The organism is Streptomyces nogalater, from assembly GCF_039532885.1.
Taxonomy (GTDB): Bacteria; Actinomycetota; Actinomycetes; order Streptomycetales; family Streptomycetaceae; genus Streptomyces; species Streptomyces nogalater.
Map to the genome: position 1 here is coordinate 61,496 of NZ_BAAASM010000030.1, position 23,246 is coordinate 84,741.

Here is a 23,246-nt window from a genome sequence, read left to right on the forward strand (position 1 = left end):
ATGGCCTCCCCGCTCGCCTGGCTCGACCGCTCCGGCGACCACCTGCTCTTCTACGCCCGGGCCCTGCTGTGGATCCCGCGCGCCCTGCGCCGCTACCTCAAAGAGGTCCAGCGCCTCCTCGCCGAGGTCGCCTTCGGCACCGGCGGACTCGGCGTCATCGGCGGCACCATCGGCGTGATGATCGCGATGACCCTGTTCACCGGGACCGTCGTCGGACTCCAGGGATACGCGGCCCTCGACCAGATCGGCACCGCCGCGTTCACCGGATTCGTCTCCGCCTACTTCAACACCCGCGAGATCGCGCCCCTCGTCGCCGGACTCGCCCTCTCCGCGACCGTCGGCGCGGGTTTCACCGCGCAGCTCGGCGCCATGCGCATCAACGAGGAGGTCGACGCCCTCGAAGGCATGGGCATCCGCTCCATGCCCTACCTCGTCACCACCCGCATCATCGCCGGCGTCGTCGCCATCATCCCGCTCTACGCGATCGGCCTGCTCTCCTCCTACTTGGCCTCGCGCTGGGTGACCGTCCTGTTCAACGGCCAGTCCCGGGGCACGTACGACCACTACTTCAACCTGTTCCTGTCCCCGACGGACGTACTCCTGTCCGTGCTGAAGGTGCTGATCTTCAGCGTGATGGTGATCCTCGCCCACTGCTACTACGGTTACCGCGCCGCCGGCGGGCCGGCCGGCGTCGGCGTCGCCGTGGGCCGGTCCGTACGCAACGCCATCGTGCTGATCAGCGTCACCGACTTCTTCCTGTCGCTCGCCCTGTGGGGCGCGACCACGACCGTGAAGGTGGCGGGGTGAGATGAGCCGACCACGAGGCGACACGCTGCGCCGCCGTCTGGCCGGGGTGGTGTTCCTGCTGCTGCCCGCTCTGCTGATCTGGCTGGCCGTCGCCGTCTACGACAAGGAGTTCACCGCCTCCGAACCGGTGGTCGTCGAGACCGGCAGCGTCGGCAACGAGATGCACCTGGGCGCCGAGGTCAAACTGCGCGGCGTCGTCGTCGGCGAGGTCCGCGCCATCCACGCCACCGGCGACGGCGCCCGGCTCACCCTCGCCATGAAACCCGGCGCCCTCGACCGGGTGCCGTCCGACGTGCGCGCGCAGATGCTGCCCACCACGCTGTTCGGCGAACGGTACGTCGCTCTCGTGCCGCCCGCGCGCCCCTCGCAACGGGCGCTGGCCGCCGGAGCCGTCATCCCCCAGGACCGCTCGGCGAACGCCGTGGAACTCCAGCAGGTCCTGGACAACGTGCTGCCGCTGCTCACCGCGGTCCAGCCGCACAAGCTCTCCGCCACCCTCTCCGCCGTCTCCCAGGCCCTGGAGGGCCGCGGCGACCGGCTCGGCGCCACCCTCACCCGGCTCGACGCGCACCTGCGCCGGTTCAACCCCCAGCTGCCCACGCTCAACCGCGACCTCAAGGAACTGGTGAAGGTCAGCCATGTCTACGCGCACGCCGCCCCCGACATCCTCACCGCGCTCACCGACTTCACCACCACCAGCGGCACCCTCGCCGAGCAGGAGGCCGAACTCGCCGGCACCCTCGGCGCCACCACCCGGACGGCCGAGGACATGACCGCCTTCCTCCAGCAGAACGCGGAGAACGTGATCCGGCTCAGCGCCTCCGGGCGGCCCGTCCTGGAACTGCTCGCCGAGTACTCCCCGTCCTTCCCCTGCACCCTGCGCACCCTCGCCGAGTTCGTGCCCGCCATGGACAAGGCGCTCGGCAAGGGCACCGACCGGCCCGGCATCCACGTCGACGTCACCACCGTCCCCTCGCGCGGCGCCTACCGCCCCGGCCGCGACACCCCGGTCTACGGCTCCGGAGGCGGCCCCCGTTGCCACCCCGTGCCCTACCTCGGCACCGGCGCGGAACCCGCCGCGGCGGCCTACCCGGACACCGGTGACGAGCTCGGCCCGGCCAACACCCCGCAGGAGAACGGCCTCCTCAACGAACTGCTGGCCCCCGCCACCGGCCGGCCCCCCGGCGACCTGCCCGACTGGAGCAGCCTGCTGGCCGGCCCGGCCTACCGCGGCACGGAGGTGACCCTCGGATGACCGCCCCCGACCACGCGCACACCCGGCGGCGCTCCCTGACCGGGCCGCTGCTGAAGTCGCTCGCCTTCGTGGTGGTGACCGGCCTCGCCACCGCCGTGCTCGGCCTCAGCGTCGCCGACACCGGCATCGGCGGTGGCGGCACCCACACCTACCGGGCCCTGTTCACGGACGTCACCGGCCTCGACGACGGCGCCGGCGTGCGGATCTCCGGGGTGAAGGTCGGTGAGGTGACCGATGTGCGGGTCGTCCACCGGCGCATCGCACAGGTCACCTTCACCGTCCGCGACGACCGCCGGCTGCCGCGATCGGCCACCGCCGCCGTGAAGTACCTCAACATGGTCGGACAGCGCTACCTCGCGCTGGACCGCGGCAGCGGCGACCTCACCGGCACACTCCGGCCGGGCGACACCATCCCGCTGGAACGCACCACCCCCGCCCTGGACCTGACCCTGCTCTTCAACGGATTCAAGCCGCTGTTCGAAGGCCTCTCCCCGAAGGACGTCAACGAACTCGCCGGGTCCATCGTCCAGGTGCTCCAGGGCGAGGGCGCCACGGTGGACAGCCTGATCCGCCACGTCGGCTCGCTCAGCACCACCGTCGCCGCCAAGGACGAGGTGATCGGCGAGGTCGTCGAGAACCTCAACACCGTCCTGCGGACCCTCAACGAACGCGAAGACGGCTTCGACGACCTGGTCGGCACCCTGCGCTCCCTCGTCACCGGCTTCGACGACGACCGCAAACCCCTCGGCGAGGCCGTCCAGGCCATGGGCGAGCTGACCACCGTCACCGCCGGGCTCCTCCAAGACGGCCGCGCGCCCCTGAAGAAGGACATCCGCGAACTGGGCCGGCTGTCGACGGGCCTGGCCGAACACACCCCGCAGATCGAGGACTTCCTCGACCGCAGCCCCGCCAAGATGTCCGCCCTGGCCCGGCTCTCCTCCTACGGATCATGGTTCAACCTCTACCTCTGCGAGGCACGGGTGAGCGGAGTGACCACCTCCGACGGCTCCAAGGCGCCGACCGGTATCGCGCTCACCGAATCGAGGTGCCGCGGATGAGACTTCTCGCACGGCGCGACACCGCCGGCCGGCCGGGCGCGGCCCGGCGCCCGCACCACACACCGCTCAGGGAGCGCGATCCCCGCGCCGTCGGCGTCGCCGGACTGCTCGCCCTCGCCCTGCTCGCCGTCCTCGTCCAACAGGCGGACCGGCTGCCGTTCGGCGGCGGCACCACCTACAGCGCCGACTTCTCGGAGGCGGCCGGGCTCGACGAGGGCGACGAGGTACGCATCGCCGGCGTCAAGGTCGGGCAGGTCACCGGCGTCACCCTCGACGGCCCCAAGGTCAGGGTCGGCTTCGAGGTCGAGGATGCCTGGATCGGCGACCGCACGACCGCGGCCATCGCCATCAAGACCGTCCTCGGCGACAAGTACCTGGCCCTCGACCCGCTCGGCTCCGCCCGCCAGGACCCCGGCAGCCGCATCCCGCTGTCGCGCACCACCTCCCCGTACGACGTGACCCAGGCGCTGCAGGACCTCGGTGGCACCGTCGACGCCCTCGACACCCGGCGGCTCGCGGACAGCTTCGAGACCATCTCCAAGACCTTCGCGAACTCCCCGCCCCATGTACGCAAGGCCGCCGACGGCCTGTCCGCGCTGTCGAAGTCCGTTTCCCGGCGCGACACCGAACTCTCCGAACTCCTGCGTGCCGGCGCCCGGTTCAGCCAGACGCTGAAGAACAAGAAGTCCAGTTTCGAGATCCTCCTGGAGGACGGGGGCTCCCTGCTCGGCGAGCTGCGCGACCGCCGCGACGCCATTCAGGCGCTGCTCAAGGGAAGCCGGGACCTCGGCACCGAACTCGGCGGCCTCGTCGCCGACAACGACCGGCAGCTGGGCCCCACCCTCAAGGCGCTCGGCCGGGTCACCACCGTCCTGGAGAAGAACAGCACCCAGCTCGGCAAGACCCTCGCGCTGGCCGGCCCCTACTACCGTCTCGTCGGCAACACCCTGGGCAACGGCCGCTGGTTCGACAGCTATCTGTGCGGTGTCGTCCCCCGCGCGTACCTGCCCGAGACGTCCCGGCCCGCGACCGGCTGCATGCCGCCGAAGCAGCCGGCCGCGGCCGGGGGAAAGGGTGAGCGATGAGCACCCGCGGAAAACTCCTCACCTGTGCGCTCGCCCTCGCGGTGCTGATCGCCGCCGGGCTGGCCGCCGTACGGGTCCTCGGCTCCGACGGCACCCGCCTCACCGCCTACTTCGACCGCGCCGTCGGCATCTACGCCGGGTCCGACCTGAGAATCCTCGGCGTACGGGTCGGCGAGGTGGAGTCGGTGCGTCCGCAAGGCACCACGGTGCGGGTCGGCCTCCGGCTCGACGAGGACGTCAAGGTGCCCGACGGCGCCCGTGCCGTCGTCGTCGCACCGAGCGTCGTCTCCGACCGGTATGTGCAGCTCACCCCCGCCTACCGCGAGGGCCCGGCGCTCGCCGACGGCGCCGTCCTGCCCGCCGCCCGCAACCGCACCCCCGTCGAGATAGACCAGCTCTACGACTCGATCACCGATCTCGGCCGGGCGCTCGGCCCGGACGGCGCCAACTCCACCGGCGCCCTGTCCGACCTGCTGCGCACCGGTGCGGCCAACCTCGACGGCAATGGCGAGGCCATCGGCGACAGCATCGAGCAGTTCGGCAAGGCGGCCAAGACCCTCGACGGCAGCAGCGACGACCTGTTCGACACGGTGAGCCGGCTCCAGGTCCTCACCACCATGCTGAAGGACAAGGACGACGACGTGCGCACCGCCCAGGAACGCCTGGCCGAGGTCGTCGGCTTCTTCGCCGACAACAAGGACGACCTCGCGGGCGCGCTGGAGGAACTCGGCGCCGCCCTGGGCCAGGTCAAGACCTTCATCGAGGACCACCGGGGCGAACTGAAGGAGAACGTGGACCGGCTCGTCCCCCTCACCCGGACCCTCGTCGAGCAGCGGGCCTCGCTCGCCGAGGCACTGGACGTGGCGCCGCTCGCCGCGGGCAACGTCGTGAACGCCTACAACCCCGACACCCGCACCCTCGACGGCCGCGCCAACCTCAACGAGATCGGACTGGGCGGCCCGCTGCTGCCGCTGTCCCCGACGGACGGCATCACGGCCTTGGGGAAGGGGAAGCGATGAAGCGCCGTACCCGGCCCGCCGGGCGGGTGGCCGCGGCGGTCCGCAGGGGGTCGCCCACCGCGGGAGGCGCGGCCCGCCTCACCGCGGGCGGACTGCTCGCACTCGGCCTCGTCCTCGCCCTCGGCGCGGTCACCGTCGGGGTGACGCGCTTCGACGGCATCCAGGAACTGCCGCTGCCCGGCGGCGCCGACCTCGGCGACCACCCCTATACCGTCACGGCGGAACTGCGCGATGTGCTCAGCCTGGTGCCGCAGGCAGCGGTGAAGGTCAACGACGTCGCCGTCGGCCGGGTCACCGACATCGAACTCGACGGCTGGTCGGCCCGCGTCACCATGAGGATCAACGGCTCCGTACGGCTGCCCGCCGACGCCACCGCCCGGCTCGAACAGTCCAGTCTGCTCGGCGAGAAGTACATCCAGCTCGTGGCACCCGCCCGGGAGACCGGCACCGGAAAGCTGGCGGACGGCGACGTCATCCCGGTCTCCCGCACCAACCGCAACACCGAGGTCGAAGAGGTGTTCGGCGCGCTGTCCCTGCTGCTCAACGGCGGCGGCGTCAACCAGCTCAAGACCATCACCCGGGAACTGAACCAGGCGCTCGGCGGCCGCGAGGGCGAGGTCCGCTCCGTACTGAAACGGGTCAACACCCTGGTGACCGACCTCGACGACCACCGGGGCGACATCACCGACGCGCTCGACGCGGTCAACCGGCTCTCCGCGACCCTCGCCACCCGCGACGACGACGTCGCCACCGTCCTCACCGACCTCTCACCCGGACTGAAGACGCTCGACCGGCAACGCGGCTCGCTGCTGACCATGCTGCGCTCCCTCGACACGCTCTCCGAGGTCGCCGTCGCCACCATCGACGCGAGCAAGGACGACATGATCGCCGACCTTCAAGCCATCGCCCCCACCCTGAAGGCCCTCGCGGACGCGGGCGCGGACCTGCCCGACTCGCTCCAGGTGCTGCTCACCTACCCGTTCACCGACGAGGTGCTGCGCGGCGTGAAGGGCGACTACCTCAACGTCTACCTGGAGATGACGGCCGCGCCCGGAACGCGGATCATCCCGCCGCTGGTGCCGCGGAGCACCCCCTCCGCGACGGCGGGCACGCCCGGCACGACGGCCCGCGAAGGCACCGGCAAGGGACGCCGGCCCGCCCCCGCCTCCTCCTCGCCGCTGCCTCTGGCCACCGTCTCCACCGGCACCGGCACCGGTTCCGGGACACCCACGCCGGGAGGTGAACTCGATTGATCACCCGCGCCGTGCGGCTGAAGAACCTCGCCTTCCTCCTCATCGCCGTGCTCGCCTGCTCCTACCTCGGCATCCGCTACGCCGACCTCGGCCGGTACGCGGGCGTCGCCGACTACTACACGGTCGACGTGCGACTGCCGCACACCGGTGGCCTGTTCACCCACTCCGACGTCACCTACCGGGGCGTCTCGGTGGGCCGCGTCGGTCCGATCGGCCTCACCGCCGACGGTGTCGTCGCCGAACTGCGCATCAGGAAGTCCGCCCCCCGCATACCCGCCGACGCCCGTGCCGTGGTCGCCGGACTCTCCGCCGTCGGCGAGCAGTACATCGACCTGCGCCCGCGCGGCGACGGCGGCCCCTACCTCGCCGACGGCGCCCGGATCGAACGGTCCGACACACAGGTGCCCGCGCCCGTCACCGACGTTCTCGCCAGCATCGACGACCTGACCGGGTCCGTCCCCCTGGAGGACCTGCGCACGGTCGTGGACGAGTTCGGCAAGACCTTCGAAGGGCACGGCGACGACCTCCAGGCGCTGCTCGACAGCGGCGGCGCCTTCCTGGAGGCCGCCGACCGCAGCCTGCCGTCCACCACCCGGCTCCTCGCCGACGGCGAGACCGTGCTGCGCACCCAGGCCGAGGAGGCCCGGGCCATCCGGGACTTCGCCGTCGGAGCGAAGGAACTGGCCCGCACCCTCAAGGGCTCCGACGCCGACCTGCGCCGCCTCCTCGCCGCCGCGCCCGAGGCCGCCACCCAGGTCAGCGGAGTCCTGCGGGACCTCGACCCGAGCCTCGGCGTCGTCCTCGCCAACCTGCTCACCACCTCCGAGATCGCCGTGACCCGGCAGCGCGGACTGGAGGAACTGCTCGTGAAGTACCCGGCGGCCGTGTCCGCCGGGGCCACCGCCGTCGACGGAGGGAAGCTGAACCTCGGCATGGCCGTCACCTTCTTCAAGCCCCTGCCCTGCACCGCCGGCTACGGCGCCACCCGCTACCGCAACGGACTCGACCTCGGGACCGCGCCCGCCCTCAACACCGGCGCGGCGTGTACCGCCCCCGCCTCGGCCGGGTTCAACGTACGCGGCTCGGCGCACGCTCCCAAGGGCGGCCCGCTCCCCGACCCGGCGAAGCCCGGCTCGCTGCCCGCCGGCGGCGCCGGCGGCAGGACGGCGCCGGGGAGCACCGCCGCCCCGCTGCCCGGCGCCCTCGCCCTGCCCGGCCTGGACGGGACGGTGCCACGGGACATGGCGGGCCTCCTCCTCCCCGGCACCGGGAGCACACGGTGAGGGGGGCCAGGCTTCTCGCGGGAGCGGGGCTCGCCCTGGCGATCGGCTTCTGCGCATCCGGCGCGTGGACGTACGGGCAGGCCCGCACCGACGACGCGCCCGCCTACGGCCGGCAGCGGGACCGGGCGCTTGCCGAGGGCCGCGCGGGCATCGCGGTCCTCACCACGCTGGACGCCTCCAGCCGGCAGCGGGCCGAGGCGGGCATCCGGGCCTGGCGCGACGCGTCGACCGGGCCGCTGCGCGACGCCCTGGGCCGTACGGAGCCGAAGACGGGCGCCTCGGCCCGGGGCACGGTCACCGAGGCCGCCGTCACCGCGCTCGACACCCGCGCCGGCACGGCCAAGCTCATCGCCACCGTCAGTGTCGAGGTCACCCCGGCGGGGACCAAGCGGCCGACCACCGACCGCAAACGCCTGGAGGCCGTCCTGGCCCGCACGGACGCGGGGGAGTGGAAGGTGCGGGCCCTGAACGCGGTACCGCTCGCCGGGTACGGGAAGGACGACCGATGAGACTCACGCGCCCGCGCCGCGCCTCGACACCGGCACTCACCCGACCCGCCCCGACCGGACCGGAGGCGGATTCCGGGCCGGAGCCCGTGACGCCCCGGGGCGAATCCACCGAACCGGCTGCGGACGGGCGGCCGGAGGGCGGGAGGCGTGAGGGGGAGCCGGCCGGGGCCGAGACGGATCCTGGGTCGGAGTCGGGGGCGCCCGGGGACGGGGCCGGCCCGCCGGAGGCGGGCGGGGGCGTGTCCGGCCGGTCGCCGGGCGGCCGGCTGCGCCGGATCGCGACGGCAGGGATCGTCGCGGTACTCGTCGGCGGCGGATGCGGCTTCCACTACGGCGCCCACCAGCTGAGGTCGACGGAGGCCGCCCGTAACCGCGCGCTCACCGACACCGAGGCCACCGCTCGGGTCGCGGGGGAGATCGACAACGCCCTCGCCCGCGTCTTCTCCTACACACCCGACGGCACCGCGACCGCCGAGCGCTCCGCACGCACCCTGCTCGACGGCCGCGCGGCCCGCCAGTACCGGGACCTGTTCGCCCAGGTCCGCGACGACCTCGCCGGTCAACGGATCACCCTAAGTACCAAGGCCGTACGCACCGGGGTGATCGAACTCGACGGGGAGCACGCACGCCTGCTGGTGTTCCTCGACCAGACCTCCCGCCGCGGCGACCACACGCCCACCACCGCCGCCGCCCAACTGACCGTCGCGGCACGGCTGGTGAACGACCGTTGGCGGATCGTCGACCTCAATGCCCGCTGACCGTGCGCGAAAGACGGGAGAACCTCATGCGACGCGCCCCACGTGTCCGCGCCGGAAACCGCATCCGGCCACTGACCGCCCTGGCCCTCGTCCTCACCCTGTGCGCGGGAGGCTTCGCGGCGTGGGCGGGCGCGGACTGGTACGCGGCAGCCCACGACGACCGGTCCGCGTACGCCGCGCAGCGGGACGAGGTGCTGGCCGCCGGGGAACAGGCCGTGCAGAACCTCAACACCCTCGACCACCGCGACCTGGACCACGGCCTCGACCTGTGGGAGTCGTCCACCACCGGCGAGCTCCACGAGCAACTGACCTCGGGGCGCAAGCAGTTCGCCGAGCAGGTGAAGGAGGCGAAGACGGTCACCACGGCCCGGGTGCTCTCCGGTGCGGTCACCGAACTCGACGACCGTGCCGGGCGGGCCCGGGTGCTGGTCGCCCTGCGCGTGACCGTCAAGGCGTCCGGCGGGGCGAAGACCGAGAAGGACAGCCGGATGTTCGGCGAACTGACCCGCACCAAGAGCCAGTGGCGGCTCAGCGCCCTGGGACAGGCCCCGGTGGGCGGCGCGTCGGCCGGCTGACCGTTCCGTCCGCGCAAGCCGCCCGCCCGAGAGGACACCGCACGATGCCGACGACCCGCCACCACATCAACCGCGAGCGGCGCCGCCAGACGCGCGACAGCCGGCCCGCCGCCTCCCCGGGACAGCCGGTGCAGCCGGGGCAGCCAGGGCAGCCCGGGCAGCCGGAACCCACGGCACACCGCACCCGTCTCCGCGGCGCGGCCGCCGACCCCGAGGTCGCCGCCGACGCCCCGGACGCGGCCCCGGCCGCGCCCCAGGACACGGCGGAGGACCCGAAGGCGGCCGGCACCACGGCCGCCGGAAAGGCCACCACCGCCCGCACCCGCCACCACACCGTCCTCGCCCTCCTGTGCGCCCTCACCCTCCTCCTCGGCGGCTTCGCCGGCTGGGCGCACGCCAAGGCCGAGGCACTGCGGGACGACCCGGCGCTGGGCAACACCGCCCTGACCGATCTCGCCCGCACCAGCGAGATCAAGGGACAGACGGCCCGAGCGGTCGACCGGCTCTTCTCCTACGACCACACCGACCCCGGCGCGCTCGACAAGGCCGCCGGGGAACTTCTCACCGGGAAGGCCGTCGCCCAGCACCGCGCCCTGCTCGCCGACGTCCGCCGGCGGGCCGACGCGCAGAAGGCGGTGATCACCACGAAGGTCACGGACAGCGCGGTCGAACGCATCGACGGCGACCGGGCCCGGGCCCTGGTCTACGCCGACCAGAGCAGTGTCAGCACCGCCGGAAGCCGCGGAAAACAGGACGAGGGCGTGTACGCGGGAGCGATGCTCTCCGTGGACGTCGTACTCCGCGACGGGCGGTGGCTCGTCTCCGGCATCGACACCTTCGGTCGCTGAGGACCACGCGCCCACGCCATCGAGCGCGCCACCGCGAAGCCCACGACAACCACGGGAGTGACCACAGCCATGTCCTTGCGCCGCGTACGACGCCTGTTCCCCGGCCAGGCCCGCAGGGGAATGCGGACCACCGCACTCGTCGTGACGGTCGTGACGGCCCTCACCGCTTCCCAGGCACCCGGCCTCACCGAGGAGGCGACGGACACCCGGGCCGCACCGTCGGCCGACGAGGAACACCGGTCGGCCACGGACGCCCCGAACACCGAACCCGCCCTGCCGGGCGACGGTTCGTACCACACCGAACTGCCGCCCCTGACCCGCCAGGCCGGCACGGTCTCCCCGGCCGTCTCGCGTGGCACGCGTTCCCAGTCGGGCATCCCGGCCACCGTGCTGCGCGCCTACCGTGCCGCCGAGACCTCGGTCGGCGGGACCGATCCCGGCTGCCGGCTGCGCTGGGAGCTGCTCGCGGCGATCGGCAAGGTCGAATCCGGCCACGCGGGCGGCGGCGCGGTCGGCCCGGACGGCACCACCGTGCGGCGGATCACCGGCCCCGCCCTCGACGGCCGCGGTTTCGCCCTGATCCGGGACACGGACGGCGGGGCCCATGACGGCGACCGGGTCTACGACCGCGCGGTGGGGCCGATGCAGTTCCTGCCCTCCACCTGGGCCCGCTGGGGCGCGGACGGCAACGGCGACGGCCGGGCCGACCCGGGCAACGTCTTCGACGCGGCTCTGGCGGCCGGACACTACCTGTGCGCGGGCGACCGGGACCTGAGCCGGGGCGCCGACCTGGACGCGGCGGTCCTCGGCTACAACCACTCGCGGCCCTACCTCGAACTGGTCAGGCACTGGCTGGAGTTCTACAGCCGGGGAGTCCATCCCGTACCGGACGGCACGGGCGTGATCCCGCGGAGCCCCGGCGCGGGGGGCGGCACCCCGGCGACCGAACCCGCCGACGGCTCGGACGACGGCGGCACGGGACGCGGCGGGGACACGGGAAGCGACGGCGGCGGCATCATCGTAGGCCCGGACCCGGATCCGGACCCGACCCCGTCGGGCGGCCCCGGGCCGTCCCCCTCCGCTCCCTCGCCGACCCCTGCCCCGACATCCGCCTCCCCGTCCCCGGACCCCTCCGCCCCGACGACGCCCCCGGCCGGTCCGGAGCCCTCCCGGTCGCCCGGCGGGCAGCCCACCGGCGGCCCGTCGCCGTCCACCTCACCGGGCCCGACGGCCGAGCCGAGCCCGTCGGCCACCGAGCCGGACGGCTGCGCCGCGGAATCCGCCACCCCGTCCCCCGGCCCCGGCACCTCCCCGGGCCCGACACCGTGCCCGACCGTCACCACCGGGTGAGGGCGAGGCGGCCTCGGCCCGGTCCCTCGCCAAGTCCCACCGCACGTGCGGGGTGATGTGGTGGGGCGCGGACTTTGCGGGCAGACGGAAGTGATCTCCACGTTCCGCCAGGGGAAGGGGGCGTCACCTCGTGACCATGCCCGCACGCCGTATACGACCACGCAGCGGCCGCCGGTCGTTCGATCTCCGCTCGACCGCGCTGTTCTTCGTGCTGCTCGCCCTGCTCCTGTGTGTCCTGGGCTTCGCCGTCCGTACGCTGGCCGGGACCGCCGAGCGGCGCCCCGCCTGGGTGGCCGTCCTGTGCCTGGCGGGCCTCGCCGCCGTCCTGGCGTGGGGGCGCCGGCGGCACCGTCTCTCCGGCGCCCGGACCGCCCGGCGGGCCGCCGCCGCACTGGAGGAGGGCGTGCACACGGCACTGGAGGAGTGGGAGGCGCCCGCGGCGGGCGTCCCCTCCGCCGACGGCCTGCATGTCACCGATTCCGCCGGGTACTTCGTCGGGAGTCCCGCCGGGGACGACCGCGCGTACGACTACGATTACGCCGACTACGACTACGAAGCCCTGGACGCCGACGAGTTCGAGCGGGCCGTGGCCGGGCTGTGTGCACGGGACGGCTGCAGCGGGGTCGAAGTCGTCGGTGGCGCGGGCGACTTGGGAGCCGATGTGCTGGCCGTGGCGCCGGACGGGCGGCGGGTGGTCATCCAGTGCAAGCGCTACGGCGAGGGGCACCGGGTCGGCTCACAGGACCTGCAGCGCTTCGGCGGCACGTGCTACACCGTGCACGAGGCCGATGTCGCGGTCCTCGTCACCACCAGCGACTTCACCGCGCCGGCCGCCGAGTACGCCGAACAGTGCGGGATCGTGTGTGTCGACCGGCCGGCCCTGCGGGCGTGGCACGACGGCACCGGGCTGCCGCCTTGGCTGCTCGGCCCTGATACCGGGGCAGGGCATCCGTCTTCTTCATGACCCTGCCCGGCCTGGTGGGCCGACCCCGGCTGCTGCCGCACGCGAGCCTGTCGCCGGGCAAGCGGAACGCGTTGAAGGAGCGGCACTGGGTGGAGGAACCGCGGTGGTCCGGACGCCCCGGCACGGCCGGCAGGGGACGCGACCGCCGTCGGCGCGGCGTCCCGCGGTCGCGGGAAGGGAACGTGGCGGGGGAGCCGGGAACGGCGGTCCGGCTCCCCCTCGTCGTACGGGCGGTCAGCCGGTCGTCAGGGTGACGTCGTCGACGACGAAGCTGGTCTGGAGGCCGGAGTCCTCGGTGGCCGTGAAGGTCAGCGTGATCTGCTGACCGGCGTACTGGCCGAGGTCCAGGGTGCGTTCGGTGTACCCGGTGGCCGCGTTGGCGTTGGAGTAGGTCTGCTTCGCGGTGCCGTTCACCTTGACCTGGAAGGTGTCGTACACCGTGGTGCCCGACTCGGCGGTGTCGATGTGCAGCCAGTACCTCAGGGTGGCCTTCGCGCAGCCCGCCGGGACGGTCACCGTCTGGCCGACGCTGTCGGAGGCGGCGTAACCGTACCCCGCCAGCCAGGCGTACCGGGACCCGGAGTGCGCGGACTGGCCGCTGAAGGTGCCGATCGCACCGGTGTCACCCGTCCACGGCGTCGTACCGCTCTCGAAGCCGCCGTTGGAGACGACCTGGGCCGGCGTGCAGCCGCCCGCGCCCTTGACGGTCAGCGTGTACGACGCGCTGTGCGTGGCGGTGCCCGTGCCGGTGAGGGTGAGCGGGTAGGTGCCCGGCGGCACGGAGGAGCCGACGGAGACCGTCGCCGTGGACGAGGCACCGGAGGTCACCGAGGCGGGGCTGAAGGAGACCGTGACGCCTGCCGGGGCACCCGAGGCGGACAGGTTCACCGTCTGTGCCGAGCCGCTGGTGGTGGCCGTGGACACGGTGGTGGTCAGCGTGGTGCCCGGGTCGGTGCTGCCGGCGGCCGGGTTCACCGAGAGCGAGAAGTCGTTCGCCGGGGCGGTGTCCGAGACCGCCTGCTTCCACAGCGTGTAGGCGACACCGTCCGCGCTGCGGTTCAGCCCGGTGGCGTTGATGTTGTTGGTGGTGTCGCACGCGGAGTGGTAGCAGCCGTCGTACGCGGCGCCCGCCGTGCCGCCCCACTTGGCCGCCTGCGCCGAGGTCTTGCGGGCACTCGCGCCCATGGCGTAACCGGAGGTCGGTATGCCGTAGTTCTCGAAGGAGTAGTCGTCGGAGCGGCCGGCGCCCTCGGTGTTCTCCTCGGGCTGGAGGTTCAGCGAGTCCCAGTAGGCCTTCATCGGCGCGGCGGCGGCGGAGGTGATGTGGTTGATGAAGTAGCCGCCGTTGGGCGAGGCGACCATGTCGAAGTTGTAGTACGCCTTGATCGCCGAGCGCTGGGCGGAGGTCAGCGAACGGACGTAGAAGTCCGAGCCGTTCAGGCCCTGCTCCTCGTCGGTCCACCAGCCGAAGCGCACACGCGCCGCCATGGAGGGGTCGGTCTGGGCCAGTTTCAGCGCGACCTCCAGGAGGGTGGCGCTGCCGGAGCCGTTGTCGTTGATGCCGGGGCCGGCGGAGACACCGTCCAGGTGCGAGCCGAACATGTACACCTTCGACGCGTCGCCGCGGGGCCACTCGGCGATCAGGTTGGGGCCGGCGCCGCTGGTGCAGCCGGAGGTGCAGGCCTGCTCGGTGACGGTGTAACCGGCCGCCTGGAGCTTGCCCTTCACATAGGCGACCGAGTCGCGGTAACCCTGCCCGGTCGACCTGCGGTTGCCGCCGTTGCGGGTGGCTATGGCGTTCAGCTCGGTGAGGTGTGCCTGCACTCTGGTGACGTCGATGTCGGGCGCGGCGGCGGCCAGGGCGGGGGTGTGGGCCGCCGTGCGGGCGTGGCCGGCGGGGGCGGCCTCGGCGCTCGCGGGCAGCAGGGTGAGGCCCGCGGCGGCCGTGGCCAGCGCCAGGCCCGCCAGGGACAGTCTTCGTGGTCGTAGCACCATGTCTCCTTGTGGGGTGGAGGAAACGCCGGGCGTGTGGCGGGCTCGGGTGAGCCGCGCCGCAGCACCCTGAAGAGCATGCGCATGCCAAGCTCTCGGTAAGCATGGGCGTGCGGGACCGGCCGGATCAACGGCTTTCCCGCCCGTCCTCCCGGCAGGCGCCGGCACGGGTGCCGTACGGCGCGCCGGGGCCCCGAGGAACCGGGCGGGCGGCCACGAGGTTAACGGCCCCACCCGTCTCGCGGCCCTGGCCGAAACCGGCGCGTCCGCACCCGGCCAGATCCGCCGCCCGCGCGTGGGGGGCCGGACGACGGCTCTGGCCTCCGGTGCGTGCCGCCCGTATCGTGCGCGCATGCGTGCGCGGGAGAACCCTTCGCGGGGGCGGCGGCCGACGGACTCCGAGGCGAAGGAGGCCTATCTGGCCATGCTGGAGCGGATCGAGACATCGGACGCGCGGCATGCCACCGAGCGGGAGGAACTGCGGGGAGCACCCGCCGAACTGACGCGGTGGCTGGCGGAGCGGCGGCTCCTGGACCCGAGCGGGGAGCGGCTCAGCCCCCCGGAGCGCGCCCTGCGGCACGTCGTCTCGGAGCACCGCAGCCGCCTGCGGGAGACGGTCGAGGGGCTCGCCCGGGACGCCCGGGCACTGGACGACGTACTGTCCCTGCTGACGGCCCCCCGTCCCGGCACCCGGGAAACCGTGGAGACGGAGTTCTTCACCGACCGCGAGCGCACCCGGCAGCGGCTGGAGGAACTCGACGCGCTGAGCCGGGAGGAGTTCCTGGCGATGCGCAACACCTTCCCCGGCGCGCGGGTGCTGGACGCCAGCCTCGCACGGGATGTGGAGATGGCCGCCGGCGGCGTCCGCATGCGCCTGCTGACCTCTCAGCAGGCGTTGCGCTCACCCGCGCCGGCCCGCTATCTGCACGCGCTGATCGAGGCCGGGGTCGAGGTGCGGGTCGCCACGACGGTGCCGCTCCACATGAACATCATGGACCGCGCGGTCGTCGTGATCGGGGTGGGGGCCGGTCCGCGGGGCGAGGGCGGTGATGTCATCCTGCACAGCGGGCCCGTCGCGCAGTGCTTCGCCCGGGTCTTCCTCCACGCCTGGGACCTGGCCCGGCCGCACACCGAACGCACCCCCGGGCCGCGGCGCGCCGGGCCCGGACTGACCGCGCTGGAACGCGAGGTGCTGGCGCTGCTGGCCACCGGCGCCAAGGACGACACCATCGCCCGCCGGCTGGACTGCTCGGACCGCACCCTGCGCCGCCTCATGCACCAGATCATGGCGAAACTCGGCACGTCCAGCCGGTTCGAGGCGGGAGTGACGGCGGTCCGCCTCGGTCTGGTGGACTGAACGCGGGGTGCCTGGCGGACTGAACCCGGGGGGGCGTTCCGGGGCCGGTGGGGCGGCGGGCTCGGGCGGGCAGCGGTCGGCGAAAGCCCGTCCGTGGACCCGGCCGCTCCGGGACGGCCGGCTAGAGCACCGGCGGTCCCGCCTCGACGCGGCGCAGCACCGCGGACAGGCGGTCCAGGCCGGGACCGGTCTGGAGCTGTCGTTCGTCCCACCAGGTGGCGCCGGCGTCGCACAGGGGTCCGATGACGTCCCTGGCCTTGGCCGCGTCCAGGGGGGTGGCACCGCCGAGCACGAACTCGAAGGGGCGGTCGGTCCCGGCCGAGCGGTGCCCGCGCACGTAGCCGACGAGATCCCGTACCTCCGCCACCTCGGGTACCCGACCGTGCCGGGCCGTCTCGAACAGCGGTACCGCGCCGTCCCAGCGCGCCGCCCGCCGCATGGGTGCGCGCCGCGGCCAGAACCCGCCGATCCACACCGGCGGACCGGGCCGCTGCACGGGGGCGGGCAGCAGCGTCACGTCCCGGACCTCGTAGTGCCGGCCGTGGTGGTTCACCGGCCCGCCGGACCAGAAGCGCCGCAGCAGTTCCAGTCCCTCGTCCAGCCGCTCGGCGAGGAGACGCGGGCCCGCGGTGTCGCCGAAACTGTGGTACTCGTCCTCGACCGGACCACCGAGGCCTGCGGCGAAGACGACCCGGCCGCCGCTCAGCTGGTCCAAAGTGGCCACTTGGCGGGCGAGTTGCTGCGGCCGGTAACGGGGGACCGGTGTTAACAAGGCGCCCAGCCGGATCCGGGAGGTCGCCAGCGCGGCCGCGGTCAGCAGCATCCAGGGATCCCCGAAGGGACGCCCCTGGTGCCGCCGGTGCAGCACGTGATCCCACACGAACAAGCCGTCCCAGCCGGCCTGTTCGGCGGCCGTCGCCACGGTCACGACGTTGCGTGGGTCGGCGAAGTCACCGAAGTTGGGAAGGTTGACGGAGAAGCGCATCCTCGAAGGATGCGCAATCCACTGCCAAGGGGCAACGGCGATAAGTGGGGGTGGCCGCGGAGGGATCCGGGGCCACCCCCGAGGTGATCTCGGTTGCCGGGGAGGGGGGCTTGCCGGTCAGGGGGCCACGGCGCGGCCCGTCTGGGGGGAGATGCGGCCGGCGCACAGGCCCTTGCTCGCCAGGGTCTGGGCGATGCGCGGGATGGCGGCGAGGGTGTTGGCCGGCCACTCGTGCATGAGGATGATCTGGCCGTTGCCCAGCCGGGACACGGCCTGCACGATGGCGTCGGTGCTCGCGCCGTTCCAGTCCTGCGAGTCGACGTCCCAGATGATCTGCCGCAGGCCGTACTTGGCCTCCACCGCCTGGACGGTGGCGTTGGTCTCCCCGTACGGCGGGCGGAACAGCTGCGGTGTGCCGCCGCCGGCCGCCGCGATCGCCTGCTGGGTGCGGGAGATCTCGGAGTCGATCTGGGCCTGGCCGAGCTGGGTGAGGTGGGGGTGGGTGTAGCTGTGGTTGCCGATCCACATGCCGGCGTTCACCTCGGCCCGGACCTGGGCCGGGTAGGCGGCGGCGAACTGGCCCTCGTTGAACATCGTGGCTCGCAGGCCGTTCTGCCTCAGGGCGTTGAGCAGGGCCGGGGTGCGGTCGTTGGACGGACCGTCGTCGAAGGTGAGCCCGACATAGCCGTTGCAGGCGGCGGCCCGAGCCGGAGTGGCTTGCGCCGGTGCGGTCTGGGCCGGTGTGGTCTGGGCGGTGGCGGTCGCGCTGCCGGCCACGGCCGTCACGGCGACGGCCAGTCCGGTCAGCAGGGAACGGGGTACGGCGCGCATGCGGGTGGGTCCTCCTCGGGACGTGCGGGATCGCGGGCGGGGGTGGGCGGACGGAGGAAGGGGGCTGGTCAGCCGCTCACCGTGAGATTGGAGTAGCCGCTGCTCTGGTAACCCTCGGTGGCGAGGATCATGTAGTACTTGAAGCTGCCGAGGGGCATGCCGGCGCGGCCCCAGGCGTCGAAGTGGTTGCCGGTGGTGATGGTGCCGCCGGTCCGCTTGGACTGCCGGACGCTCCAGTACTGGTTGAAGGTCCTGGTGCCTTCCACCGAGGGGGCGTTGTACCGCGTCGTCTGGTAGATGTCGTACGTGCCGCCGTCGCTGGTGACCGTGCCCTTGTACGTTCCGGTGGGCCGGTAGGTGCCCCAGTTGTCGACGATGTAGTACTCCACCAGCGGGTTGGACGTCCATCCGTACAGGGCCAGGTAGCCGTTGCCGGACGGGCTGAAGCCGCCCGAGTACTGCACGGTCCGGCGCCCGCCGGTGCTCCAGCCCTTGCCCGCGACGAAGTTGCCGCAGTTCGTCCACGAAGTGCTGCAGTTGCCCCCGGAGTTGAGGGTCATCGACACCGCGCCGCCGCCGTCGGTCCAGAAGGAGTAGTAGAAGCCGTTGTCGGTGCCGGTCTGGTTGGTGGTGATGACGGTGGCGGCGTCGGCGGTGCCGGGCAGCAGCAGCCCGGAGGCGGTGGTGGCCGCCGCCAGGGCTCCGGCGCGGCCGATGAAGCCCCTGCGGCTCATCGAACGGGAGAGGGCGTTGTCCATGTCCATGCTTCTCCTGGTGAGGGCGGATGAGCGGAAGCCCGGGGCGGGCACGGCGGTGCGGGTGACAGGCGTAGGGGTGGCATGGCCGGCGACTGGAAGGGGGATGGCATGTACGCGCCATACGCCGGGACGGGGCCGTCCCTGCCGGATGCGGGCTCGATTGCTGGAGAGTATGCGGCCGCGCCGAAACGACGGTCAATCCGTCTGTTTCCGAAACTTCATCGAAACTCGGCGAGTATTTACGGGCGCTATAATCGAAAGTTTCGTCCATGCCGGCGGGTTGGGGAGCAATACCGATGGTCCGGACGGTTGACGGGGTAAAGGCGGGTGTTTAGCGTGACGCAACGCTCGTATCCGCAGACGAAACTTTCGATCCTCCTCAGGAGTGCTCGTGAACCTGCCCCGCCTCACCGCGGCCGCCGCCGCGGCCTGCTGTCTCGCCCTGCTCCCGCTCACCACCGCCGGTCCCGCGGTCGCGACGGGCGGCCCCGCCGCGGCGGACCGCCCGCTGCGGCAGCTCGCCGCCGACGACCGGTTGCGGGTCGGCACCGCGGTCGACATGTCCGCGCTCGCCGACGACGCCGCCTACCGCCGGCTCACGGGCTCCGAGTTCTCCACCGTCACCCCGGAGAACGTGATGAAGTGGGAGGAGCTCGAACCCCGTCAGGGTGAGTACGACTACGCCGCCGCCGACCGGCTCGTCGACTTCGCGCACCGGCACGGGCAGAAGGTCCGCGGCCATGTCCTGGTCTGGCACAGCCAGTTGCCGTCCTGGCTGACCTCCGGGGACTTCACCGCCGACCAGCTGCGGGAGATCCTGCACCGCCACATCACCGACACCGTCCGGCACTTCAAGGGACGCGTCTGGCAGTGGGACGTGGTCAACGAGGCGTTCAACGAGGACGGCACCCTGCGCGACAGCATCTGGCTGCGCGAGCTCGGGCCCGGCTACATCGCCGACGCCTTCCGCTGGGCCCACGAGGCCGACCCGCGTGCCCTGCTGTTCTACAACGACTACAACACCGAGTGGTCGGGCCCGAAGAGCGACGCCGTGTACGACCTGGTGAAGCGCCTGCGGGCCGAAGGGGTGCCCATCGACGGGGTCGGCTTCCAGGGGCACCTCGGCATCCAGTACGGCCTGCCCACCGACATGGCGGCCAACTTCGCCCGCTTCGACAAGCTCGGCCTGGCGACCGCCGTGACGGAGGCGGACGTCCGCATGGAGACGCCGGCCGACGACGGCAAGCTGGCCACCCAGGCCGAGGGCTACCGACGCCTGCTCGACGCCTGTCTGCGTGCCCGGCACTGCATCTCGTTCACCGTCTGGGGCTTCACCGACAAGTACTCCTGGGTGCCCGACACGTTCCCCGGCGAGGGCGCGGCCAACCTGTTCGACGAGAACTACCGCCCCAAGCCCGCCTACCGCACCCTCCAGGAGGAGCTGACGGGACGGGCACGGCCGCGGTCCGCCGAGTAGCGGCGCGCTGACACGAGGGGTGCGGCCGGGGAGACGCGAGCCGCACGGCCTCCCGCCGGGGGTACGGACCGGTGCCCGCCCGCCACCGACGCCACTCCCACGCGGCGCGACGGCCGGTTTCGCGTCGATGGCGGGGTTTCGACGGCGGATGCTCGGATGCTCTACGGCGGGTTCTCCGCGGTGGGTTCTGTGCGGCGGGTTCTCCTGCGGCGGTTGCGGGGTGCTCTGCGGCGGGGCCTGCGCGGCGCGCTGCTCTATGGCGGGTCCTCCGCGGCGGGTCCTTTGTGGCGGGGTGTTCTGCGGCGGGTGCTCGGCGGCGGGATTCCCTACGGCGGGCCCCCGCGGCGGGTTTTCCCGCGGCGGGGTCCGCTATGGCGGCGGCGAGGGTCCGGCCTGTCGGTGTCGCCGGGCGGTGCCCCTGGGGCGCGGACGCCGGGGCCCGGAACACCCCGGACCCAGTTATGGGATAATCGGTACAGAACGCGCCCGGTCGCCGCGGCCGTGGGCGCGCCCGTCCGGCGAGTGATCGGGCGACGGCCGGCAATGGGCCGTCGACAGCGCACCGGCGCCGGGGTGCCGAGGTACCGAGGCGAGTCCGCGCCGCCCGTGCCCGGCCCCCCTCACCTCCCCCCAGGCGGAGCCGTGCTCTGGCGTATCACCAGGTGTGTGGCCAACTCGATGCGCAGCGCCGACTTCCGGGCGTCCGTGGGGCGCAGGAGCATGCGCGCCGCTTCCTCGGCCATGCGCTGGAGGGGCTGTTGGACGGTGGTCAGGGGCGGGCTCGACCAGCGGGCCGGGGGCACGTCGTCGTAGCCCACCACCGACAGCTGGCCGGGGACGCTCAGGCCCAGGACCCGGGCCGCCTCCAGGACGCCGAGGGCCTGGAGGTCGCTGCCGGCGAAGATCGCCGTCGGCCGGTCGGGCCGCCGCAGCAGGTCCATGGCGTGTTCGAAGCCGCCCTGGACGTGGAAGTCGCCGAACCGTACCAGCGCCGGATCCGGTTCGTGCCCGGCCATCGCCATCGCCGACCGGTACCCGTCCAGCCGGGCCAGCGAGCACATCAGGTCCTCGGGGCCGGTGATGATGGCGACGCGTTCGTGCCCCTGGTCGGTCAGGTGACGCGTCGCGGCCATGCCCCCGGCCCAGTTGGCCGAGCCGACGGACGGCACGTCGGGGTCCGGATCGCCCGCCGGGTCCACGATCACGAACGGGATGGCCCGTGACCGCAGTTGGCGTTTCACGTCCTCCGGTACCGTCGAGAAGACCAGCAGGACGCCCAGCGGGCGGCGGCGTAGCACACCCCCGATCCACTCCGGGCCGGGCGCCTGCCGGGTCCCGCTCTCGGTGAGCGCCACGGTCGCGTCGTTCTGCTTGGCGACGTTCTCCACCCCGCGGATGAGCTCCATCGCCCACACGCTCTCCAGCTCGTGGAAGACGATCTCGATGAGCGGCGCCTGCGGCGCCCCCGCCGTCCGCCGGCGATAGCCGTGCGCCTCCAGCAGACGCTCCACCTTGGCCCGGGTCGCCGGAGACACATCCGAACGACCGTTGAGCACTTTCGAAACTGTCGGAAGCGAGACGCCGGCCTCTCTGGCCACGGCTGCCAGGGTGACTCTGCGACCGACCTGGACTTCTTCGCGCATGGACGCAGCATAGGGCACGGCTCCGGGTAACGGTTTGGCCGCGTACGTGCACGACCGTTGACCATTTCTTCCCTCGCCTCCTACTGTCCAGCCGCAGGACTTTCGGCTCTTATACCGAAACTTTCGGAAGGCGGATGACCATGCGTACACGGATGTCCAGAATGGTCGCGGGTGGCGCGACCCTCGCCCTGGCGGCGACCCTCGCCGCCTGCGGCAGCGGCAGCGGCGGCGGTTCCGCCAACGACGGCAAGATCCACGTGCTCGTCTACGGCGACTCCGGCAACAAGATCGAGAAACAGATCGTCGACACCTTCAACAAGACCTCGAAGGTCAAGGCGGTCCTCGACACCATTCCCGGCGCCGACTACCAGCAGAAGCTGCAGACCATCATCAGCACACCCCAGGCGCCGGACATCTTCTTCCACTGGGGCGGCGGCAGCATCAAGCCCTTCGTCAAGGCGGGGCTGCTGATGCCGCTGGACGACTTCATCAAGAAGGACCCCAATCTCGACGACAAGTTCCTGCCCACCGTCTACAACAGCTCCGTCGTGGACGGAAAGCCGTACGGCATCCCCATGCGCGGCACCCAGCCGGTGCTGCTGTTCAGCAACAAGAACGTGCTCGACAAGGCGGGGGTGAAGCAGCCCCGGACCTGGGACGAACTGCTCGACGCCGTAGGCAAGCTGAAGTCCTCGGGCGTCACCCCCATCGCCCTCGGCGGTGGCGACCAGTGGCCGACGCTGATGTGGTTCGAGTACGTCTACGACCGGGTCGCCGGCCCGGGGCTGTTCGAAAAGGCCCTCAAGGGTGACAAGGACGCCTGGGCGAGCGCGGACAGCAAGAAGGCGCTCGGCATGCTCAAGCAGCTGGTCGACGCGGGCGCGTTCGGCAAGAACTACGACTCGGTGAAGTACACCAACGGCTCCTCGCCCGCCCTGGTCGCGCAGGGCAAGGCAGGCTTCGAGCTGATGGGTTCCTGGTACTACTCGCAGCAGCAGACGGACGCCAAGGACTTCGCCGCCAAGGGCCTGGGCTACGGCCCGTTCCCGACCGTTCCCGGCGGCAAGGGCGACCCCTCGGACGTCGTCGGCAACACCAACAACTTCTACTCGGTGATGAAGAAGACCAAGCACCCCGAGGCCGTCGCCGAGTTCCTGAAGCTGATGTACTCCGACGAGTTCGTCAAGGCCCAGCTGTCCATCGGCAACCTGCCCACCACCACGACCACCCCGCAGTTCCTGGACAAGTCGGCGAGCCCCGAGTACTCCCGCTTCCAGTACGACCTGGTGGCCAAGGCCAAGACCTTCCAGCTGTCCTGGGACCAGGCCTACCCGCAGACCGCCGCCACCTCCATGCACCAGGCCGTTCAGCAGTTCTTCAACGGACAGCTCGACGAGGACGGCTTTAGCAAGGCCATGCAGGCCCTCCCGACCGAATGA

The 23,246-nt window shown here is 72.5% G+C and carries 20 protein-coding genes and 1 pseudogene; 16 read left to right on the plus strand and 5 right to left on the minus strand.

Annotated elements, in window-relative coordinates; genetic code table 11:
* The 13 genes from ABD350_RS20065 (at position 1) to ABD350_RS20125 (ending at position 12,764) form a co-directional block, all read left to right on the plus strand.
* Positions 1–807: an MlaE family ABC transporter permease gene (locus ABD350_RS20065; RefSeq protein ID WP_344349562.1), complete on the plus strand. Its 807-nt coding sequence runs from the start codon at positions 1–3 to the stop codon at positions 805–807.
* Between the two features lies 1 nt (position 808).
* Positions 809–2,062, plus strand: coding sequence for an MCE family protein (locus ABD350_RS20070; RefSeq protein ID WP_344349563.1), 1,254 nt, complete (start codon positions 809–811; stop codon positions 2,060–2,062).
* Positions 2,059–3,120: an MCE family protein gene (locus tag ABD350_RS20075; protein ID WP_344349564.1), complete on the plus strand. Its 1,062-nt coding sequence runs from the start codon at positions 2,059–2,061 to the stop codon at positions 3,118–3,120. Before ABD350_RS20070 ends, ABD350_RS20075 begins: the two co-directional genes overlap by 4 nt.
* Positions 3,117–4,205, plus strand: a complete 1,089-nt coding sequence (locus ABD350_RS20080; RefSeq protein ID WP_344349565.1) for an MCE family protein — start codon at positions 3,117–3,119, stop codon at positions 4,203–4,205. Before ABD350_RS20075 ends, ABD350_RS20080 begins: the two co-directional genes overlap by 4 nt.
* The gene (locus ABD350_RS20085; RefSeq protein WP_344349567.1) at positions 4,202–5,224 is read left to right on the plus strand and encodes an MCE family protein; all 1,023 of its coding nucleotides are present in this window, start codon (positions 4,202–4,204) and stop codon (positions 5,222–5,224) included. The genes ABD350_RS20080 and ABD350_RS20085 overlap by 4 nt, the downstream gene beginning before the upstream one ends.
* A complete protein-coding gene (locus tag ABD350_RS20090; protein ID WP_344349568.1) occupies positions 5,221–6,477 on the plus strand; it encodes an MCE family protein in 1,257 nt (418 codons plus the stop codon). Before ABD350_RS20085 ends, ABD350_RS20090 begins: the two co-directional genes overlap by 4 nt.
* Complete coding sequence (locus tag ABD350_RS20095) at positions 6,474–7,760, plus strand: MCE family protein (protein ID WP_344349569.1); 1,287 nt, start codon at positions 6,474–6,476, stop codon at positions 7,758–7,760. Before ABD350_RS20090 ends, ABD350_RS20095 begins: the two co-directional genes overlap by 4 nt.
* Positions 7,757–8,269 carry a hypothetical protein gene (locus tag ABD350_RS20100; RefSeq protein ID WP_344349570.1) on the plus strand — a complete coding sequence of 171 codons (513 nt, stop codon included), beginning with the start codon at positions 7,757–7,759 and terminating at the stop codon, positions 8,267–8,269. Before ABD350_RS20095 ends, ABD350_RS20100 begins: the two co-directional genes overlap by 4 nt.
* Positions 8,266–9,027 carry a hypothetical protein gene (locus ABD350_RS20105; RefSeq protein WP_344349571.1) on the plus strand — a complete coding sequence of 254 codons (762 nt, stop codon included), beginning with the start codon at positions 8,266–8,268 and terminating at the stop codon, positions 9,025–9,027. The genes ABD350_RS20100 and ABD350_RS20105 overlap by 4 nt, the downstream gene beginning before the upstream one ends.
* A gap of 26 nt (positions 9,028–9,053) precedes the next feature.
* Positions 9,054–9,602, plus strand: a complete 549-nt coding sequence (locus ABD350_RS20110; protein WP_344349572.1) for a hypothetical protein — start codon at positions 9,054–9,056, stop codon at positions 9,600–9,602.
* 44 nt (positions 9,603–9,646) lie between these two features.
* Complete coding sequence (locus tag ABD350_RS20115; protein ID WP_344349573.1) at positions 9,647–10,450, plus strand: hypothetical protein; 804 nt, start codon at positions 9,647–9,649, stop codon at positions 10,448–10,450.
* A gap of 69 nt (positions 10,451–10,519) precedes the next feature.
* Positions 10,520–11,800 (plus strand): lytic transglycosylase domain-containing protein, encoded by a 1,281-nt coding sequence (locus tag ABD350_RS20120; RefSeq protein WP_344349574.1) that lies wholly within the window; start codon positions 10,520–10,522, stop codon positions 11,798–11,800.
* 130 nt (positions 11,801–11,930) lie between these two features.
* Positions 11,931–12,764: a restriction endonuclease gene (locus ABD350_RS20125; RefSeq protein ID WP_382466710.1), complete on the plus strand. Its 834-nt coding sequence runs from the start codon at positions 11,931–11,933 to the stop codon at positions 12,762–12,764.
* A gap of 234 nt (positions 12,765–12,998) precedes the next feature.
* Here ABD350_RS20125 and ABD350_RS20130 read toward each other — a convergent pair whose 3' ends face one another.
* A complete protein-coding gene (locus ABD350_RS20130) occupies positions 12,999–14,756 on the minus strand; it encodes a M28 family peptidase (RefSeq protein ID WP_382466716.1) in 1,758 nt (585 codons plus the stop codon).
* 352 nt (positions 14,757–15,108) lie between these two features.
* On the opposite strand from ABD350_RS20130, the gene ABD350_RS20135 reads away from it, so the two are divergent.
* Positions 15,109–16,113, plus strand: coding sequence for a helix-turn-helix transcriptional regulator (locus ABD350_RS20135; protein WP_344349577.1), 1,005 nt, complete (start codon positions 15,109–15,111; stop codon positions 16,111–16,113).
* Between the two features lie 121 nt (positions 16,114–16,234).
* Here the strand turns inward: ABD350_RS20135 and ABD350_RS20140 are convergent, their stop codons facing one another.
* From ABD350_RS20140 to ABD350_RS20150, 3 genes and pseudogenes are all read right to left on the minus strand, one after another.
* Positions 16,235–17,098 (minus strand): LLM class flavin-dependent oxidoreductase, encoded by an 864-nt coding sequence (locus tag ABD350_RS20140; RefSeq protein WP_344349579.1) that lies wholly within the window; start codon positions 17,096–17,098, stop codon positions 16,235–16,237.
* Positions 17,099–17,218: 120 nt separating this feature from the next.
* Positions 17,219–17,929: pseudogene (locus ABD350_RS20145) on the minus strand (polysaccharide deacetylase family protein); the annotation flags it as partial.
* Positions 17,930–17,997: 68 nt separating this feature from the next.
* Positions 17,998–18,693, minus strand: coding sequence for a glycoside hydrolase family 11 protein (locus ABD350_RS20150; RefSeq protein WP_344349581.1), 696 nt, complete (start codon positions 18,691–18,693; stop codon positions 17,998–18,000).
* Positions 18,694–19,078: 385 nt separating this feature from the next.
* Here ABD350_RS20150 and ABD350_RS20155 point away from each other — a divergent pair, with 385 nt between their 5' ends.
* Positions 19,079–20,164 carry an endo-1,4-beta-xylanase gene (locus ABD350_RS20155; RefSeq protein WP_344349582.1) on the plus strand — a complete coding sequence of 362 codons (1,086 nt, stop codon included), beginning with the start codon at positions 19,079–19,081 and terminating at the stop codon, positions 20,162–20,164.
* A gap of 620 nt (positions 20,165–20,784) precedes the next feature.
* Here ABD350_RS20155 and ABD350_RS20160 read toward each other — a convergent pair.
* Positions 20,785–21,807, minus strand: coding sequence for a LacI family DNA-binding transcriptional regulator (locus tag ABD350_RS20160; protein WP_344349583.1), 1,023 nt, complete (start codon positions 21,805–21,807; stop codon positions 20,785–20,787).
* 134 nt (positions 21,808–21,941) lie between these two features.
* Between ABD350_RS20160 and ABD350_RS20165 the strand changes: the two genes are divergently transcribed.
* Positions 21,942–23,246, plus strand: a complete 1,305-nt coding sequence (locus ABD350_RS20165) for an ABC transporter substrate-binding protein (protein WP_344349585.1) — start codon at positions 21,942–21,944, stop codon at positions 23,244–23,246.